We start from the raw sequence: 17,950 nt of genomic DNA, 5'->3' as shown, positions 1-17,950 counted from the left end.
ATAGAAAATAGAACAAGAGATCCCGGTGTTTTTCAGCATCGGGATTTCTTGTTTTAAGAACGATTGAAGCAGTGGCGAATTGAGTGATATACGTTTATTTGATTGTTTAATTTTACAGTAAACAAAATTGTACTACTATGTTGGAACGCGATTATCGATTACAGCAAATTAATGAGCTGATTGAAGAATTAAAGCGCGATTGGACGCCGGAGAGAGGTTTAGCCTCCTTACAACGCGCCGGCATTATTGATGATGAGGGTTATATGACCGAGCCTTATCAGCATATTGGCTGGTTTTTTGGGCGGGAAGCCAGGCCATCGTATTAGAAAATGCTAACCTTCCCCAAGTGGTTACTATCCGAACAAGAAGCAACTGATCACTGTTTATTATCCCACTATTTCTCCAATCAGCTACAATTTTTAACTGTAAAAATTTCAGTTGCATGTATGATGTAAAACAAAACCGTTTAATTTTTTTTATTTCATTATCCTATACACCGGATACCTGTTAAAATCCGGCTCAAAGTACGGCGAGTTCTTAAACACAAAATTCAACTGTGCCTCTGCACTTTTTGCAAATGCGGTATCGCCAGCACGTTGTTCCTCCAGCTTCTTCTGCAATTCAGGATGCTGTTTCAGGTACTCCCAGCCGGTATCTTCAAACACATAGGTGGAATACCATTCCTTTTGGCCCAGTATGGCATCGAAGAAATTCCAGGCAAGGAAGGAATCGCCGGCGGTAGGCTCCAGTGTTTCTACCAGGTAACGGTTGGCTTCCTGGTCCATTGGAATGTAGTAATCGCCTTTGCGGAAATGGATAGTATCTTGTTTAACAGATACTTTTACGCCGGTGTGTATATAATGTTTTTCGTAAGGGCGTTGGGCTGATTTATAATCTTCTATATGATACGCCTCTACCACCATTATAGTATCCTTCTTCAACCGTTCCATCTTCACTTTATTATTCTTCAGTAAATCCGTAACCGTCCACCAGCCCTGGGGAATGATGTAGGCGGTGGGTTTGGTGATGAAATTAGCTTCTTTGTAGGTGTTGTAGAATTTGATCTGGCGCTCGTAAGATTTGCTCTTATCGTAATACAATCTTGGCAGGCCTGAGATCTGGCTGGGTTTGTAGCCCGGCTGGTAACCTTTAAACGGAATGCTGCTGTACTGCGACATATCTGCTTTCCAATCCAGGGGGAAAGAAGTTTGTGTTTTTACGGCTGCTTTTGCCTGGGCGCGAAGGGTTTTAATTTCCTCGCTGTGTTGACTGGTGAAGGCGATAAAGGCCTCCATGAGCGCATAAGTGGCTTTCACCCGCAGGTCATATGCCTTTAACATATGTGTTTCGGGTACAAAACCGAAGGTATGGAAGAGCGTGGTGTAACCGCTGGAATAACGGGGAGCATCGTAAAACTCTACCCAACCGCTATCGGGTGTATTGCCGAAATGATTTACATAGGGCACCAGGTCGTAGCCTTTTTCCTTCATCAAACGGTAAACTCCCGGTTCAAACTGTTTGTTCATAAATTCGCCCATAGCGCCGCCCATTTTGTTATGTTGGGAGCAGAGAAGCGTCATAATGTGCTGGTAGTCAGCTCCATTACTTACGTGATTATCGATAAATACGTCAGGATCGGTGAGGTGGTAGATTTGCTGGAAGCTGCGGGCGTTGCGGGAGTCGGCCTTGATAAAGTCGCGGTTGAGGTCGAGGTTCTGGGCATTACCGCGGGAGCCAAACTCCGCCGGGCCGTCCTGGTCTACGCGGTAGTAAGCGCTTCGGTTGAGCGAGCCGCCAATATTGTAGAGAGGGATAACTGCCAGTACAATATTGGAAGGCAGTCTCTTTTTACCCAGGGCGAGGTCGCGGAGTAACATCATACTGGCGTCAATACCATCGGGTTCGCCGGGATGTATGCCATTGTTTACCAGGATGATGCGTTTATTTTTCTTACGCAGGCTGGCGAAATTGAAGTCGCCATCAGCCGAAAAGGTAACGAGGTGAAGCGGGAAGCCGGCATCGGTGCCGCCGATCTCCTGCATACTAATCTGCGGGAAGCGTTTGTCCAGTATTTTATAATAATCGATACATTCCTGGTAGGTGACCGTTTCGCGGGCGCTAGTGCGCTCGTATTTTGTCGTCAGGTCCTGGGCCTGGGTTTCGGAGATAGCCAGGCCGAGCAGGAGGGCGGCTGTTAATTTCTTCATAAAGGTAAAATACAAATGGGAGAGGAGATTTTGGTCAAAATATATAACGAGTTGATCTTCATATATATTAAATGAAAAAAGCCCTTCCCTTGTGAGGAAGAGCAGTATATCTTTCAGCTAACTGATTAGGCGAGCACGTTAACTGACTTAGTCAGTTTGCTCTTCAGGTTAGCAGCTTTGTTTTTGTGGATAACGTTACGTTTAGCCAGTTTGTCGATCAGCGACAGCACTTCAGGTAACTCTTTACCGGCAGCAGCTTTATCAGTTATTGCTTTCAGGTCCCTTATGGCATTACGGGTAGTTTTACCGTAGTAACGGTTACGTTCATTACGTTTTTTGCTCTGACGTACGTCTTTTTTCGTTGCTTTATGGTTTGCCATTGTATAATTTTCAAAAGTTTCGGAGGGCAAAGGTAGCTTTATTCTTCTTACAAACAAAATTTAATGGAAATGATTTCCCAATTCCCGGAATAGGGCAAAAATACATACATATTGGTTTTTTTTTGCTAAGGGATTAACAAAAAACAAGCGATATTTGCAGTCCCATTCATACACCTTAGTATATATAGGAGATGCAAATGAACATGTTAAAGACAAAAGGTATGCTTATCAGTACTGGTCCTGAATGGGGAACATCAGAAAGTTTATTGAATCAAGGACCAAGCTTAAATTCGTTGTAAATGAAGGACTTTTCATTTGTCACCAATTCACACCCGGCGTATATCGAATCGTTGTACCAGGATTTTAGAAAGGATCCTGCCAGTGTAGATCCTGAGTGGATCAAGTTTTTTGAGGGGTTTGATTTTGCTGTGACCAACACAAATGGCAAAGCAGCCCCGGCGGCCGCAGGAAGTGGATTACCGGTGACCAATGAGCAACTGGTGAAAGAGCTGGGTGCTTACCGCCTGATACAGGCCTATCGCAAAAAGGGCCACCTTATTGCGAAAACCAATCCTATACGTGAAAGAAAGGACCGCCAGGCCAACCTCGACCTAGCGCACTTCGGTCTTAGCGATGCTGACCTCAAAACTGAATTCCATGCCGGCCAGATCGTCGGGCTCGGTAAAGCCACGTTAGAGAAAATCATTGACCACGTTCAAAAAGTTTATGCCGCTTCTGTGGGCATAGAGTTTACCTACATCAACGATTTTAAAAAGCTGGAATGGCTCCAGAATGAAATGGAGACCACCATGAACAAACCGCTGGCGGTGGAGCAGAAGAAACGTATTCTGCAGAAGCTGAACCAGGGTGTGATGTTCGAGAAATTCCTGCATACCAAATATATAGGTCAGAAACGCTTCTCGCTTGAAGGTGGCGAAACCACCATCGCTGCGCTGGATGCTATCATCAACACTGCTGCGGATAACACCGTACAGGAAGTGGTGATCGGGATGGCACACCGTGGCCGCCTGAACATCCTGGCCAACATACTCGGCAAAACCTACGAACAGATTTTCTCTGAATTCGAAGGCAGCGCTATCCCCGATACCACTATGGGCAGCGGCGACGTGAAATACCATTTGGGTTTCCGCGCGCAGGTTAAAACGTTCAATGGCAAAGACGTAAATCTCCAGCTCACTCCAAACCCTTCGCACCTTGAGGTGGTAGACCCGGTTGTAGTAGGTTTCGCCCGCAGCAAGGCCGATGTGATTTACAACAGCGATTACGATAAAATTCTCCCCATCCTCATTCACGGCGATGCGGCCATTGCCGGTCAGGGTGTTGTGTACGAGGTGGCGCAAATGAGCAAACTGAAAGGTTACTACACCGGTGGTACCATTCACTATGTAATTAATAACCAGATCGGTTTTACTACCGATTTCGAAGACGCCCGTTCTTCTGATTACTGTACCAGCGTTGCTGCTATCGTACAGGCACCGGTATTCCATGTAAATGGCGACGATGCTGAAGCTGTAGTGAAAGTGGCCGAAATTGCTACCCGCTACCGCCAGGAGTTTAACTCGGATATTTATATAGATATGGTGTGCTACCGCAAGCACGGCCACAACGAAGGCGATGATCCGAAATTCACCCAGCCTAAATTATACGAGGCAATTGACCAACACGCCAATCCCCGTGAAGTATATTCCAAACAACTGATTGCCAAAGGTGATGTAGATGCAGCAATGGCACAGGAACTGGAAAAAGCTTTCTGGTCGGAACTGCAGGAGCGCCTGGACGAAGTGAAGCAGCACCCGCTGCCTTACAGCCGCCAGAAACCTGAACAGGCCTGGCTGGAACTGCGTAAGTCTACACCAGAAGATTTTCACAAATCTCCGGATACCGCTATCTCGCAGGAACAGTTTACCAAAGTGTTCGATGCTATCATGGCTATTCCTGAAGGCTTTAAACCCCTGAAAAAAGTAGAAAAGCTGCTGGCCGAAAAACAGAAGTTGTATAAAGAGCAGCAGTTGTTAGACTGGGCTTCGGGTGAACTGATGGCTTATGCAAGTGTGCTGAACGAAGGAACGGACGTTCGCCTCAGCGGTCAGGACGTGAAACGCGGTACTTTCTCTCACCGCCACGCCGTACTGCGCAGCGAAGAGAATGATAAAGAGTACAGCCGTTTAAGCAACATCAACCCCGAACAGGGCCAATTCAGAATTTATAACTCCCTGCTCAGCGAATTCGCGGTAGTAGGCTTCGAATATGGTTACTCGATCGCTAACCCCAACACGCTCACCATTTGGGAAGCGCAGTTCGGCGACTTCAGCAACGGCGCGCAAACGCTGATCGATCAGTTCATTTCATCTGCTGAAACCAAGTGGGGTAAAATGAGCGGTTTAACATTGCTGTTACCACATGGTTACGAAGGTCAGGGTCCGGAACACTCCAGCGCCCGCCTCGAACGTTTCCTGCAAATGTGTGCCGAGTACAATATGATCATCACCAACTGTACCACCTCATCCAGCTTCTTCCACGCATTACGCCGTCAGCTGGCGTTCCCGTTCAGGAAGCCGATGATCAACTTCTCACCGAAAGCCAACCTGCGCCACGTACGCAGCTACAGCCCGGCCAGCGAGTTTACCAGCGGTGGTTTTAAAGAAGTACTGGACGATCCGTTTATCGACGATGCATCTAAAGTGAAGAAAGTATTGCTGTGCAGCGGTAAAATGTACTTCGATCTGAGTGAAAAACAGATGAAGGATAACCGTAAAGATGTAGCAGTAGTGCGTATGGAACAGCTTTATCCGCTGCCAACCGTACAACTGGACGCTATTAACCAGAAGTACAAAGGAGCCACCTGGTTCTGGGTACAGGAAGAGCCCCTGAACATGGGTGCTGCCAGCTACCTGCAAATGAACCTGAAGCAGCTGAACTACGGTGTTATCAGCCGCAACCCAAGCGCTGCAACGGCTACCGGTTACGCTAAAGTACACGCACAGGAACAGGCAGAGATCATTGAAACGGCTTTCAACATTTAATCAGGAAAAGCTAAATTTGAACATATTAGTAGCAGGTTAGCACCGGCTATGACCCATCAAAACTGAAATATGGTTATCGAAATTAAAGTTCCTACGGTAGGAGAATCTATTAGCGAGGTAACAATAGCAAAATGGCTCAAGAAGGATGGCGATTATGTACAACAGGACGAAGTGTTGTGCGAAATGGAATCTGAAAAAGCGACGTTCGAACTGAATGCCGAGAAGCCCGGTATACTTAAAACTAAAGCCGCCGAAGGCGACACCCTCAAAATTGGTGACGTGGCTGCTACTATTGATACGGATGCTGCTGCCCCCGCTGGCACAGCTCCTGCAGCTGCGCCTGCCACGGCCAAAGAAGCTGCTCCTGCTCCTGAAGCGACTGCCGCTCCTGCTGCTCCCGCTCCCGCCGGTAAAGGCGTAATCGACATCAAAGTACCTACTGTTGGTGAATCTATCAGCGAAGTGTCTTTGATAAAATGGTCTAAAAAGACCGGCGATTATGTTGAGCGTGATGAAGTACTGTGCGAACTGGAATCAGAGAAAGCTACTTTCGAACTGAACGCTGAAGAAGCTGGTGTACTGCAAACGGTAGCAAAAGAAGGCGATACGCTTAACATTGGCGACATTGCCTGCAAAATCGATACTGATGCTGCAAGGCCTGCCGGTAAAGCCGCTCCGGCCGCTACCGCAGCTCCTGAAGCCAAACAGAGCGTACAACAGGCGCAGCAGGCTCCCGTTACTGCTATCCCTAACGATATTAAAGCAACACCGCTTGCAGCGGCTGTGATTGCAGATAAACATGTAGATCCGACTTCTATCAAAGGCAGCGGCGCTGGTGGTAAAATCCTCCGCGACGATGTTTGGGCGGCCCTGCAAAACCCCGGCGTGGCTATCGGTACTGAACTGAACAGCCGCAACGCCCGCAGAGAGAAAATGAGCAACCTTCGTAAAACCGTTTCACGCCGTCTGGTAGAAGCGAAAAATACAACGGCAATGCTCACTACTTTCAACGAGGTAGATATGACCAACATCATGGCCATACGTGCGAAGTACAAAGAAACTTTTAAAACCGTACATGGTGTAAACCTCGGTTTCATGAGCTTCTTCACTAAAGCTGTTTGCTTTGCCCTGGCCGAATTCCCGGCGGTAAATGCTTACATCGACGGAGAAGAGCTGGTGTACCACGACTACGCTGATATTTCCATCGCGGTGTCGGCGCCGAAGGGCCTGGTGGTGCCAATTATCCGTAATGCGGAGAGCATGAGCATGGCCGAAATAGAAAAGAAAGTAGTAGAACTGGCTACCAAAGCACGTGACAGCAAACTGACCATGGACGAAATGACCGGTGGTACCTTTACTATCACCAATGGTGGCGTGTTTGGTTCCCTGATGAGTACCCCGATCATCAATATCCCGCAGTCGGCTATACTGGGCATGCACAAAATCCAGGACCGCCCGATGGCTGTTAACGGCCAGGTGGTGATCCGCCCGATGATGTACCTGGCGCTTAGCTACGACCACCGTATTATCGATGGCCGTGAGTCTGTAAGTTTCCTGGTGCGCGTGAAGGAAATGCTGGAAAACCCCGAGCAACTGCTGTTCGGTCGCGATCCGGTAAAGACTTTACTGAACGTCAAATAATAAAAATGGGGAGGGGCCCGGCGTTAGTTTTTCAATAAAACCGCCGTTGCGTCGCACACTTCAGCGGCAACAACACCCATCCACATGAATAAAAAATAAAAGTAATCCCCTGGTATTCAAAAGCCAGGGGATTCTCTTTTTATGGCAATCCCCGCGAATACGTTATTTTTGCGCTCATGACAAGATGGGAAAATTATCTCCTTACCACTAAGAAAATACTGGACCAATACAATGGCAGCCTGCCCCTTCATCACTTCCTGAAGACCTTCTTCAAATCCAATCCCCAAATGGGAAGCCGCGACAGGAAGCAGATAAGTCAGCTGGTATACGACTACTTCCGCCTTGGCCACTGGAGCAGGGAAACGATGCTCCGCGAGGATCGTATACTGATCGCATTGTTCCTTTGCGAAGAAACACCTAACCCTGTGCTGGAGTTCTTTCGCCCTGCATGGAATGCCCAAATCGCCTTGTCATTAACCGAGAAACTCCAGTTCCTCGACCTCCCATCTGTTTCTGATATATTTCCTTATGCCGATGAACTGTCTGCAAACATAGATCCATGGGCATATTCCGCCTCGTTCCTGCGTCAGCCTAATTTGTACGTCCGCGCCCGTTATAACAAACTGGCCGATATTACACAGCTGCTGGAAAAAGCGGCCATACCATACGCCTTAGCCGGCGAAACGGCTATTGCCTTACCCAATGGTACGAAAGTCGATGCGGTGATCACCGATAAAAGCTGGTACGAAATACAAGACCTGTCAAGCCAGGAAACCGGCCAGTTGTTTCAGCCCGCACCGAAAAGTTATTGGTGGGACTGTTGTGCGGCCAGCGGTGGTAAATCCATCCTTTTAAAAGATATAGAACCCTCTGTAGAACTGTTGGTAAGTGATGTGCGCACCTCTATTCTCGAGAACCTGCAACGCAGGTTTAAAGAAGCCGGTGTAAAGAATTTCCACGCCAAAGTGCTGGACCTTACCGACGATAATGTAGATCACATTCTGCCCCGTACCCAGTTCGATAACATATTACTGGATGCGCCCTGCAGCGGTTCCGGTACCTGGGGCCGTACGCCCGAAAACCTTTACTACTTCGACATCAATAAAATCGGTTATTATCAATCCCTGCAAAAGCGTATTGCCGCTAACGTGGTAAAATGCCTGAAACCCGGCGGCGCATTGATATATATTACCTGTTCCGTTTTTCGTGAGGAGAACGAAGAAGTGCTGGAATATATGGTGACGGAACTTGGGTTACAGGCACAGCAGGCCGGTGTTATTAAAGGATACGACCGTGCGGCCGATACTATGTTCGCGGCTCGACTGGTTAAAGTTTAAGCAACTTCGCCGACGTTTTTTTATTTCCCTGTACTAACTGCAAATAATAAATACCCGTTGGCAACCCGCCAAACAGGTTTTCCTGCCACAGGTAATAGCCATAAGTAGCCGCAGCTGCCCCCAGCTTGCGCTGTGCCAGCGTTTTACCCGTATTGTCGGTAAGGCGGAGGTGTACATCTTCAGAAGATGTAGAGTGGTAGTAGATGTATAGCTGGCTGTAGAACGGATTGGGCGTCACTTTCAGTCTTTCTTCTTTTAAGATCGTACGGATAAAAGCAGTGTCCTGCTGCGCGCGTTTGTACAGGCTATCGTACGCCCAACGGAAGTTAGGAATGCCGTATCCCATTTGATCGTCCGGGGCGTTGTATTGACTGCTGCTGGCTTTTACCACGTCAATGATCTCCATATTACTTCGCTGTGGAAAGGCTTGCCACAGGCAGGTTACCAGTCCGGCGATAATGGGAGTGGAGTAGGAGGTGCCGTTACCGGCGCTAAGGCTCCCATCGGCCGTAATGATTTGCGTAGCCACGCCAACACCCACCACATCCGGCTTAACCGCACCATCCGATGCCGGGCCGTAACTGCTGAAAGAGGCAATTTGTCCCGCGTTATTTACGGCGCCAACAGTTAGCACACTATCGCCATCGGCGGGCGGAGTAATGTATATCCAGTTGCTGTTGCCCTCGTTGCCGGCGGAGTTAACTACGATCATGCCTTTACGGGCGGCGAGGTCGGCTGCCTGCGTTATTTCCAGGGCATCACCATTAAGCTGGAAGTAATTATGATTAAATGCAGGATTGTCGAACGTGCTGTAACCGAGTGAGGATGAAATAACATCGGCGCCAATGCTGTCTGCAAACTCAGCGCCCGCAATCCAGTTGTTTTCTTCGATCGGTTGCTCTTTTCCATCTTCTTCTGTTCTTAATAACACGTACGATGCGTTCGGCGCCGTGCCCGTCATCAGTGGCGACTGTGCGGCCATGGTTGACAAACAGTGTGTGCCGTGCGTACTGGCGGTGTATACATTTGCGCCCCCGGCTACAAAGTCGCGGGTCGCTTTAATATCTAAATGCCTGAACGGCGCAGCCGTATTAACACCCGGGAAGCCAGCGTCCAGTACGGCTACCAGCATACCATTACCCGTAAAACCTTTGTCGTGCAGGTATTCGCCCTCATGGATATTGATTTGTCCACTGGCAGATCCGTATTCGATACCGCTTGTTTTAGCATTAAACTTGGCCGGCACTTCGCCTGAGGGTGGGGCCATACGGGCTGCTACCGCTGAAGTGCCTTTCACAAACGGCAGGTCCTGAATTCGCAGTAAGGCCGCTGGGCTGGAGGTTTGTATAACAGCCTGGTTAAACCAGCGCGAGGTGTATAGTATCGTTACGCCACCAATATTCCTGATGCTATCGAGGTATCGGGGGGCAACCGGTAAGTCGGTAGCCTCTATCGCAATGCCTTGCCGGCGGCGGCGTTGTATGGCTTTGGAGGAAAGATATTTTTGCGGTTGGGAAAGCTGGTATGGGCTGCCGTTTTTATCGGTAAAAGAAATAACATGTTTGGTAAACGTTTGTGCCTGGGTACGAAGAGGCAGGGCCTGTAACAACAGGATGGCAATAACTGAAGGTAACAGCAGATGGTTTCGTTTCATAGGAACATTCAATAGAAAAGGAGTTGTACAATGTTACTAAAAATAACTGTACAACTCCTTCTATAAATTTTAACCGTAAAGTTTAGCCGAAAATGCTGCCGCTGCGGATAATACCGCCGCCCACTACATCATCGCCTTCGTAAAACACGGCCGACTGGCCGGGTGCTATACCTTTCACCGCTTCGTAGAAGCGGATACGGGCGTTGCCGCCGTCGTTGTATACGTTGCTGAGCGCGCCTTTGTCCTTATAACGGATTTTGGTAGTTACTTCCATTCCCTCGGGGATGTGGTCGTACTTCACCATGTTAATACCGCTTACCAGCATCTCGTTTTTGTTCAGGTCTTCCTCATCACCTAAAACCACTGTATTGGTTTCGGGGATGATCTCCGTTACATAGATCGGCCGGCCAAGGGCAATATCAAGCCCTTTACGCTGCCCGATGGTGTAAAAGGGGTAACCTTTGTGTTTACCCACGATAGAGCCATCACGCAGCACAAAATTGCCTCCATCCACGCTTTCTTCCAAACCGTCGATCCTGCGTTTCAGGAAACCGCGGTAATCGTTGTCGGGAACAAAGCAGATCTCATAACTCTCTGCCTTTTTAGCCAGTTCGGGGTAACCGAAATCAAGCGCCATCTGGCGGATTTCTGGTTTACGATAGGTGCCGAGGGGCAACAGGGTGCGTTTTACCACGTCCTGGTCAAGTCCCCAGAGCACATAACTCTGGTCCTTCAGCTCGTCAATACCTTTACTTAACACACCGCGGCCGTTTTCCATACGTACCTTGGCATAGTGGCCGGTGGCAATAAACTCGCAATCCATCGCATCGGCACGCTTTATAAGGGCGCGCCACTTGATATGGGTATTACAAAGCACGCACGGGTTAGGTGTGCGGCCTGCCATATATTCCTCCACGAAATTATCAATTACGAAATTGCCGAACTCGTCGCGAATGTCCAGCACGAAGTGCGGAAACCCGTGATGCACGGCAGCCGCGCGGGCGTCGTTGAAGCTGTCCAGGTTACAACAGCCGGTTTCCTTCTTGGAGGCACCGGCAGATGCGTAATCCCAGGTCTTCATGGTGATGCCCACCACTTCATATCCCTGCTCGTGCAACATGAGAGCGGTAACGGTACTGTCTATTCCACCGCTCATTGCTACCAGCACTTTTCCATGTCTGCTCATCTTAATAAAAATTGAGCTGCAAAGGTAGTGATTTATTAACTATGGCCCTGTCACGCTGCCGTCAGTCAACATCGCCATTAACATATGTAGCTGAAATACAATGAGTATATATATCGTAGTGGCGGTTTCCGTTTAAAATATATTTCAATTACCCGACAAAAAAGTTAAAATGGAATTATATATTTAACGGCGAATAGTGTAGTTATTAAACAAATTAGATATACATGCTGACTAAACTTAGCAAGCACCACGTTACTTCCGATACCGCCTTCGGTATCTCACCCGAATATTTCCAGTATCCGGAAAAAATCCTGCAATTCGGTACCGGCGTGTTATTACGCGGGCTGGTCGATTATCTTGTAGACAAAGCCAATAAACAAGGCATCTTCCAGGGAAGGATCGTTGTGGTAAAATCTACCGATGGCAGCACGGCCGATTTTGATAGCCAGGACAGCCTGTTCACCACGCACATTAAAGGAAAAGCGAAAGGAGAACTGGTTAATCGCCAACTGGTAAACGCTTCTATTTCCCGTGTTCTGCAATCGAATGCAGATTGGGGCAAGGTATTAACAGCCATCAGGCAACCACAACTGGATATTATTATTTCTAACACCACCGAAGTGGGTATTCAGTATGTGGAGGAAAAAGTGGATGGTGTGGTGCCGGCTTCTTATCCCGGCAAATTACTGTCGGTGTTGCTGGAGCGCTACCGTTGCTTTAACGGTGACGCTGCTAAAGGCTTTACCATCATTCCAACTGAGTTAGTGGTGGATAACGGCCGCCTGTTGAAAGAAATAGTATTGAAACTGGCGGCACACAACGAATTACCGGCCGATTTCATTAACTGGATAAATACTGCCAATACGTTTTGCAGTTCGCTGGTAGACAGGATCGTTCCCGGTAAACCGAAAGACCTGGTGGCACAGAACGAAACTGCGGGTTATGAAGATAGTTTGTGGATAGAAGCGGAACCTTTCCTGCTGTGGGCGATCGAAGGCAGTGAGAAAGTAGCAGGGAAACTCAGTTTTAAACAGGCCGACGAACGTATGCTGGTAGCGGAAAGTATTACACCTTACCGTGAGCAGAAACTGCGCATCCTCAATGGCAGTCATACTGCGGCCGTGGCAGTAGGTTACCTTTCGGGCCTCAATACCGTTTATGAGTGTATGCAAAATCCGGTGATGAAACGTTTCTTTGAAACAGTAGTGCTGGAAGAAATTTTGCCTACATTGAAAGACCTTGGGCCCCAAACAGCAGTATTTGCCAAAGATGTGCTCGACCGTTTTGCCAACCCGTTCATTGAGCATAAGCTGTTAAGCATTACCTTCCAGCAAAGTTCTAAAACCAATACCCGTAACGTGCGCACACTGTTGCGCTATTATGAGCAAAAGAAAATGTTACCACCGATGATCAGCATCGGCCTGGCGGCGAGCATTCTTTTCATTAAGCCGGTAAGACAGGAGGGTGGAAAGTACCAGGGACAACGCGGCGATGTGTTTTACGATATTAACGATGATAATGCCGCTATTTTCGCTGCGCATTGGAATGGTATCAAAATAAATGAAAAGGCAGCGGTAAGCGGCCTTGTACATCAGATATTGGGCGATATACGCCTGTGGGAAACCGATCTGAATGAGGTGCCTGGTTTCTCCGAAAGTATTACGGACCACCTGTACGGCATGTTGCAGGAAGGTGTGAATGCGTATGTTTCCAATTTTTCAAAGGTCCACTAATTTGTATGAAGCAATTTTTGTCAGAAGACTTTTTACTGCAAACTGAAACGGCTAAGCAATTATATTTCGATTATGCGAAAGATATGCCGGTGATCGATTATCACAATCATCTGCCGCCGGACGAGATAGCCAGCAACAGGCAGTTCGAGAACATCAGCGCGGCCTGGCTCCGCGGCGATCACTATAAATGGCGGGCTATGCGCGCTAATGGTGTTCCGGAACACCTGATAACCGGCAACACCACTGATCTTGAGAAGTTTAAAGCCTGGGCAGCTACGGTGCCTTATACCATGCGAAACCCGCTGTACCACTGGACGCACATGGAACTTAAAAATCCATTCGGTATCACCGACCAACTGAACGACCAGAATGCTGAAGCGGTATACAACGCCTGCAACGCACAACTCCACAAGTGGACAACGAAGTCATTATTACAACACTTTAAAGTAGAATCACTTTGCACCACCGACGATCCTACGGATTCGCTGGAGCACCACATCGCTATACAGCAACAGGGCTTTTCTACCAAAGTATTACCAACTTTCCGTCCCGATAAATCGCTCGCCATCGACGATCCTGTTGCGTTCCGTGCTTACATGGAAAAGCTGGGCGCCGTTGCCGGTATCAACATCCAAACGTTTGATGATATGCTGGCGGCTTTGAAACAGCGTCACGATTATTTTCATGAAAAAGGCGGACGCTTGTCGGATCACGGCATTAGTTTCTTTTATGCTACACCATTTACTGCATTGGAACTGGACGCTAACTTCAAAAAGGTAATGGCTGGTAAAACGCTTACTACTGAAGAAGCGGATATGCACCGCTCCGCCACGCTGCACTTCATTTGCAGCTGGAACCATGAAAAGGGCTGGGTGCAACAGTTTCATGTGGGCGCTATCCGTAACAACAACTCCCGTTTGTTAAAAACGGTGGGGGCCGATGCGGGCGTGGATTCTATCGGCGACTGGAACACGGCTCAATCGATGTCGGCGTTTTTCGACCGGTTAGATCAGGAAGAAAAACTGGCAAAAACCATTGTATACAATCTGAACCCTTCGCATAACGAGATGTTCGCCACCATGGTGGGCAACTTCCAGGACGGTACCGTTGCAGGTAAAATGCAGTTCGGCAGCGGCTGGTGGTTCCTCGACCAAAAAGATGGGATGGAGAAGCAGATGAACACGCTCAGTAATATGGGGCTGCTCAGCCGCTTCGTGGGCATGCTTACCGATTCCCGCAGTTTCCTTTCCTACTCACGCCACGAGTACTTCCGCCGCATACTTTGTAACCTCATCGGCAACGATGTGGAGAATGGCGAATTGCCGGGCGATATTAAATGGTTAGGCAAAATGGTGCAGGATATTTCTTATTTTAACGCCAAAGCATACTTCAACTGCTAATGCAACCTGTAAAAGTTATCACCTTCGGAGAGATATTGCTGCGCTTATCGCCCGACTGGGCTACCAATAAGGCAGCCATCTATGTAGGCGGAGCAGAAGCCAATGTGGCTGCGTCTTTAGCCACCTGGGGCACTCCCGTAACCTATATCAGCCGCGTGCCCGACAATGGTTTGTCGCGCCAGGTGCTGGAGGAACTGGAAAATGTAGGGGTAGATACTGGCCGCATGCTGCTGGGCGGCGATCGCATCGGCGCCTACTACCTGGCCCAGGGCAGCGACCTTAAACATGCGGAAGTGGTGTACGACCGTAAATACTCTTCCTTCGCGGATATTAAACCTGGCACCGTTAACTGGGACGAAGCACTGGGCGATGCCGAGTGGTTCCACTGGAGCGCGATCAGCCCTGCCCTTAACGAAGACGCCGCCATCATTTGTAAAGAAGTGTTGGAAGCCGCTACCCGTAAAGGCATGACGATTTCGGTCGACCTTAACTACCGCAGTAAATTATGGAAGTACGGCCAGTCGCCGATCGATGTAATGCCCGAACTGGCGCACTATTGCCACTTGATCATGGGTAACATCTGGGCGGCCAAAATGATGCTGGGTACGCAGTTGGACGAACACGCGCTGGAAGTAGACGAAAAAGATCTTTATCTCGGTGCCGCTGCTACAGTAGCGCAGGAGATCGTAGAACACTATAAAAAGTGCGATCGCGTGGCGTTTACCTTCCGCTTTTCAAAGGGCGATACGCACAATCTGTATTATGCTACTTATTACGAGGCAGAAAAACTGTACGTAAGTAAACAGTACGAAACTAACGAAGTGGTAGACAGGGTAGGCAGTGGCGATAGTTTTATGGGCGGTTTGATACATGCGCAATTGAACGGGTTTACGCCGCAGCAGACGATCGACTGGGCAGCGGGAGCCGCTTACAGCAAGCTTTTCCGCCAGGGCGATTTTAACTTAACATCAAAGGAAACGATACAAAAACTAATTGATTAAAAATGGCAGTAGCAAGTGATACCATACTGGCAGCTTTCGAGCGCAGTAAAGTAATACCGGTGTTTTACCACGACGATGCGGACGTGTGTTGTGAGGTAATGCAGGCCTGTTACGATGGCGGCATCCGTGTATTTGAATTTACCAACAGGGGCGAAAATGCCCGCAGGAACTTCGCCATTATGCGCGATAAAAAGCTGCAAACCATGCCGGATATGTACCTGGGCATCGGCACCATCAAAAATGCAACTGATGCTAAAACATTTACGGAAACGGGCGCCGATTTTATTGTGAGCCCTATCATCAATCCGGCTGTAGCTGAATACTGCAACGGTGCCGGTATTTTCTGGGTGCCCGGTTGTATGACGCCTTCTGAAATTGCCGTGGCGGAAGAAAACAAAGCACAGTTGGTAAAGCTGTTTCCTGGCAGTTCCCTGGGGCCTGGTTTCGTAAAAGCCATTAAACCTTTATTCCCTGCCATGAAGTTTATGCCTACCGGTGGCGTAGAACCGGAGCAGAAGAACCTTCAATCCTGGTTCGATGCCGGCGTGGTTTGCGTGGGTATGGGCTCTAATCTGTTGCCTAAAAAAGCGGTGGATAGTAAGGATTGGGCAGCGATAAAGGCAAATGTCGTGCAAACGTTTGCATATATCAAAGCATTAGCGTAAATTGATTCGAATAATATTCCAAAACTGATATCATGAATTCCACCGTAATGAGTAAGTACCGCTGGAACGTTGTAACCTTACTATTTTTTGCCACGACTATCAATTATATCGACCGCCAGGTGGTGGGTCTTTTGAAGGATGATCTTGCTGTTGCATTTAATTGGACGGAAACCGACTACGGCAATCTTGTAACCGCATTTTCCGCCGCCTATGCCGTTGGTCTGCTGGCTTTTGGGCGCATTGTAGATAAACTGGGTTCTAAACTGGGTTATACTATTTCTATCACTATCTGGAGTATTGCCGCTATGGCCAATGCTGCTGCTAAAACTACCTTCGGCTTCGGTGTTGCCCGCGTGGCGCTGGGTTTTGGTGAAGGTGGTAACTTTCCTTCAGCTATTAAAGCAGTGGCGGAGTGGTTCCCTAAAAAAGAACGTGCGTTTGCTACCGGCATTTTTAACGCCGGTGCTAACATTGGCGCGGTAGTAGGACCTGTAATCGTATACTGGATAGCACGTGAGCATGGCTGGGAAAGCGCTTTTCTCTGGACAGGTGCCATCGGTTTTGCATGGCTGATTTTGTGGTGGATTTTCTATGATCTTCCTACAAAACACAAAAAGATCAACCAGGCGGAACTCGCGCATATCCATAGCGATGATGCGGGTGTAGATGCACCAGTGCAGAAAATTCCATGGGTTAAATTATTCAGTATCCGCCAAACCTGGGCTTTCGTTTTTGGTAAACTGTTAACTGATCCGATCTGGTGGTTCTTCCTGTTCTGGATCCCATCATACCTTGGCAACAAGTACAACATCAACATGAAAGATACGCTGGGCCTGCCTGTAATTATTATCTACACTATTACGAGTGTAGGCAGTATCGGTGGCGGCTGGTTGTCATCAAAACTAATTAACAGCGGCTGGCCTATCTTTAAGGCCAGAAAGGTTTCTATGCTTATTTTCGCGATCTGCGTAATTCCTATTTTCCTGATCCAGTTTACCACTAACATGTGGGCAGGTGTATTACTTATCAGTCTTGCTGCGGCAGCGCACCAGGCCTGGTCTGCCAACATCTTTACCACCGCTTCTGATATGTTCCCGAAAAGTGCGTTGAGTTCTGTAGTAGGTATCGGCGGTATGGCCGGTTCTATCGGTGGCATGTTGTTCCCGATTTTTGTGGGCGCCATGCTCGATCACTACAAATTACTCGGCAACATCGACGCCGGTTACAACATCCTCTTCTCCATTTGCGCCGGCGCCTACATCGTAGCCTGGCTGATGATGCACTTCTTTGCACCAAAAATGGAAAAGGTAGAAGTAAAATAATTAGTCATTTCAACAATGATCATACAACGCAGCACTCACAAGGTGCTGCGTTTTTTTTATTAGGGAACAGGCAGCAAACCACTGACCAGGCCGCCGTTGTGTCACTCCCTTCAGCGGTTGGAACAATACCGGGCAAGAATAATTAGCCTGTCGTAATCACACCCGTCTGACTAAAATATGTCTTACCCGCCGCTTCAGCATACTCCCTCCGTACATGTCAGATCCTATAGGGATCCTTTAGAGATGTCCCATATATGAGTCATATATGAGCCATAGTTAAGTCATAGATGTCCCATATCTTTAAAGATACGGCTCATATACGGGTCATATACGGCTTATATACGGGACATATACGGGACATCTCTAAAGGATCTGTAAAG

General features: G+C 48.2%; 13 protein-coding genes. 9 read left to right on the top strand and 4 right to left on the bottom strand.

Features of this window, described 5'->3' with window-relative positions; genetic code table 11:
• Nucleotides 1–137 precede the first annotated feature (137 nt).
• Nucleotides 138–326, top strand: coding sequence for a hypothetical protein (locus QZT80_RS00915; RefSeq protein ID WP_295116684.1), 189 nt, complete (start codon nt 138–140; stop codon nt 324–326).
• 150 nt (nt 327–476) lie between these two features.
• On the opposite strand, the gene QZT80_RS00910 is transcribed toward QZT80_RS00915, so the two are convergent.
• Together QZT80_RS00910 and rpsT are read right to left on the bottom strand one after the other, a co-directional pair.
• On the bottom strand, nt 477–2,207 hold the full coding sequence (locus QZT80_RS00910) for a M14 family metallopeptidase (protein WP_295116682.1): 1,731 nt from the start codon (nt 2,205–2,207) through the stop codon (nt 477–479).
• 125 nt (nt 2,208–2,332) lie between these two features.
• The gene (gene rpsT, locus QZT80_RS00905; RefSeq protein ID WP_295116680.1) at nt 2,333–2,587 is read right to left on the bottom strand and encodes a 30S ribosomal protein S20; all 255 of its coding nucleotides are present in this window, start codon (nt 2,585–2,587) and stop codon (nt 2,333–2,335) included.
• Between the two features lie 299 nt (nt 2,588–2,886).
• Here rpsT and QZT80_RS00900 point away from each other — a divergent pair, with 299 nt between their 5' ends.
• From QZT80_RS00900 to QZT80_RS00890, 3 genes are all read left to right on the top strand, one after another.
• Complete coding sequence (locus QZT80_RS00900) at nt 2,887–5,631, top strand: 2-oxoglutarate dehydrogenase E1 component (RefSeq protein ID WP_295116678.1); 2,745 nt, start codon at nt 2,887–2,889, stop codon at nt 5,629–5,631.
• Nucleotides 5,632–5,700: 69 nt separating this feature from the next.
• Nucleotides 5,701–7,272: a 2-oxoglutarate dehydrogenase complex dihydrolipoyllysine-residue succinyltransferase gene (odhB, locus tag QZT80_RS00895; RefSeq protein ID WP_295116676.1), complete on the top strand. Its 1,572-nt coding sequence runs from the start codon at nt 5,701–5,703 to the stop codon at nt 7,270–7,272.
• Between the two features lie 176 nt (nt 7,273–7,448).
• Complete coding sequence (locus QZT80_RS00890; protein ID WP_295116674.1) at nt 7,449–8,609, top strand: Fmu (Sun) domain-containing protein; 1,161 nt, start codon at nt 7,449–7,451, stop codon at nt 8,607–8,609.
• On the opposite strand, the gene QZT80_RS00885 is transcribed toward QZT80_RS00890, so the two are convergent.
• Both QZT80_RS00885 and mnmA read right to left on the bottom strand, forming a co-directional pair.
• Nucleotides 8,599–10,263, bottom strand: coding sequence for a S8 family peptidase (locus tag QZT80_RS00885; RefSeq protein WP_295116672.1), 1,665 nt, complete (start codon nt 10,261–10,263; stop codon nt 8,599–8,601). The genes QZT80_RS00890 and QZT80_RS00885 overlap by 11 nt on opposite strands.
• Nucleotides 10,264–10,345: 82 nt before the next feature.
• Nucleotides 10,346–11,449, bottom strand: a complete 1,104-nt coding sequence (gene mnmA / locus QZT80_RS00880; RefSeq protein WP_295116670.1) for a tRNA 2-thiouridine(34) synthase MnmA — start codon at nt 11,447–11,449, stop codon at nt 10,346–10,348.
• Nucleotides 11,450–11,673: 224 nt separating this feature from the next.
• Here mnmA and QZT80_RS00875 point away from each other — a divergent pair, with 224 nt between their 5' ends.
• From QZT80_RS00875 to QZT80_RS00855, 5 genes are read left to right on the top strand one after another with little or no spacing between them, the layout of a single operon-like run.
• Nucleotides 11,674–13,182, top strand: coding sequence for a tagaturonate reductase (locus QZT80_RS00875; RefSeq protein WP_295116669.1), 1,509 nt, complete (start codon nt 11,674–11,676; stop codon nt 13,180–13,182).
• Nucleotides 13,183–13,187: 5 nt separating this feature from the next.
• Nucleotides 13,188–14,582: a glucuronate isomerase gene (gene uxaC, locus QZT80_RS00870; RefSeq protein ID WP_295116668.1), complete on the top strand. Its 1,395-nt coding sequence runs from the start codon at nt 13,188–13,190 to the stop codon at nt 14,580–14,582.
• A complete protein-coding gene (locus QZT80_RS00865) occupies nt 14,582–15,583 on the top strand; it encodes a sugar kinase (RefSeq protein WP_295116667.1) in 1,002 nt (333 codons plus the stop codon). Before uxaC ends, QZT80_RS00865 begins: the two co-directional genes overlap by 1 nt.
• 2 nt (nt 15,584–15,585) lie before the next feature.
• Entirely contained in the window at nt 15,586–16,248 is a 663-nt protein-coding gene (gene eda / locus QZT80_RS00860) for a bifunctional 4-hydroxy-2-oxoglutarate aldolase/2-dehydro-3-deoxy-phosphogluconate aldolase (protein WP_295116665.1), read from the top strand.
• Between the two features lie 32 nt (nt 16,249–16,280).
• Nucleotides 16,281–17,570, top strand: coding sequence for an MFS transporter (locus QZT80_RS00855; RefSeq protein ID WP_295116663.1), 1,290 nt, complete (start codon nt 16,281–16,283; stop codon nt 17,568–17,570).
• The last annotated feature ends 380 nt before the right edge of the window (nt 17,571–17,950 follow it).

Origin of the sequence: uncultured Chitinophaga sp., from assembly GCF_902168175.1 — a bacterium.
Lineage (GTDB): Bacteria > Bacteroidota > Bacteroidia > Chitinophagales > Chitinophagaceae > Chitinophaga.
The sequence above is the reverse complement of the archived record's forward strand: the minus strand, read 5'-3'. Positions and strand labels throughout refer to the sequence as shown.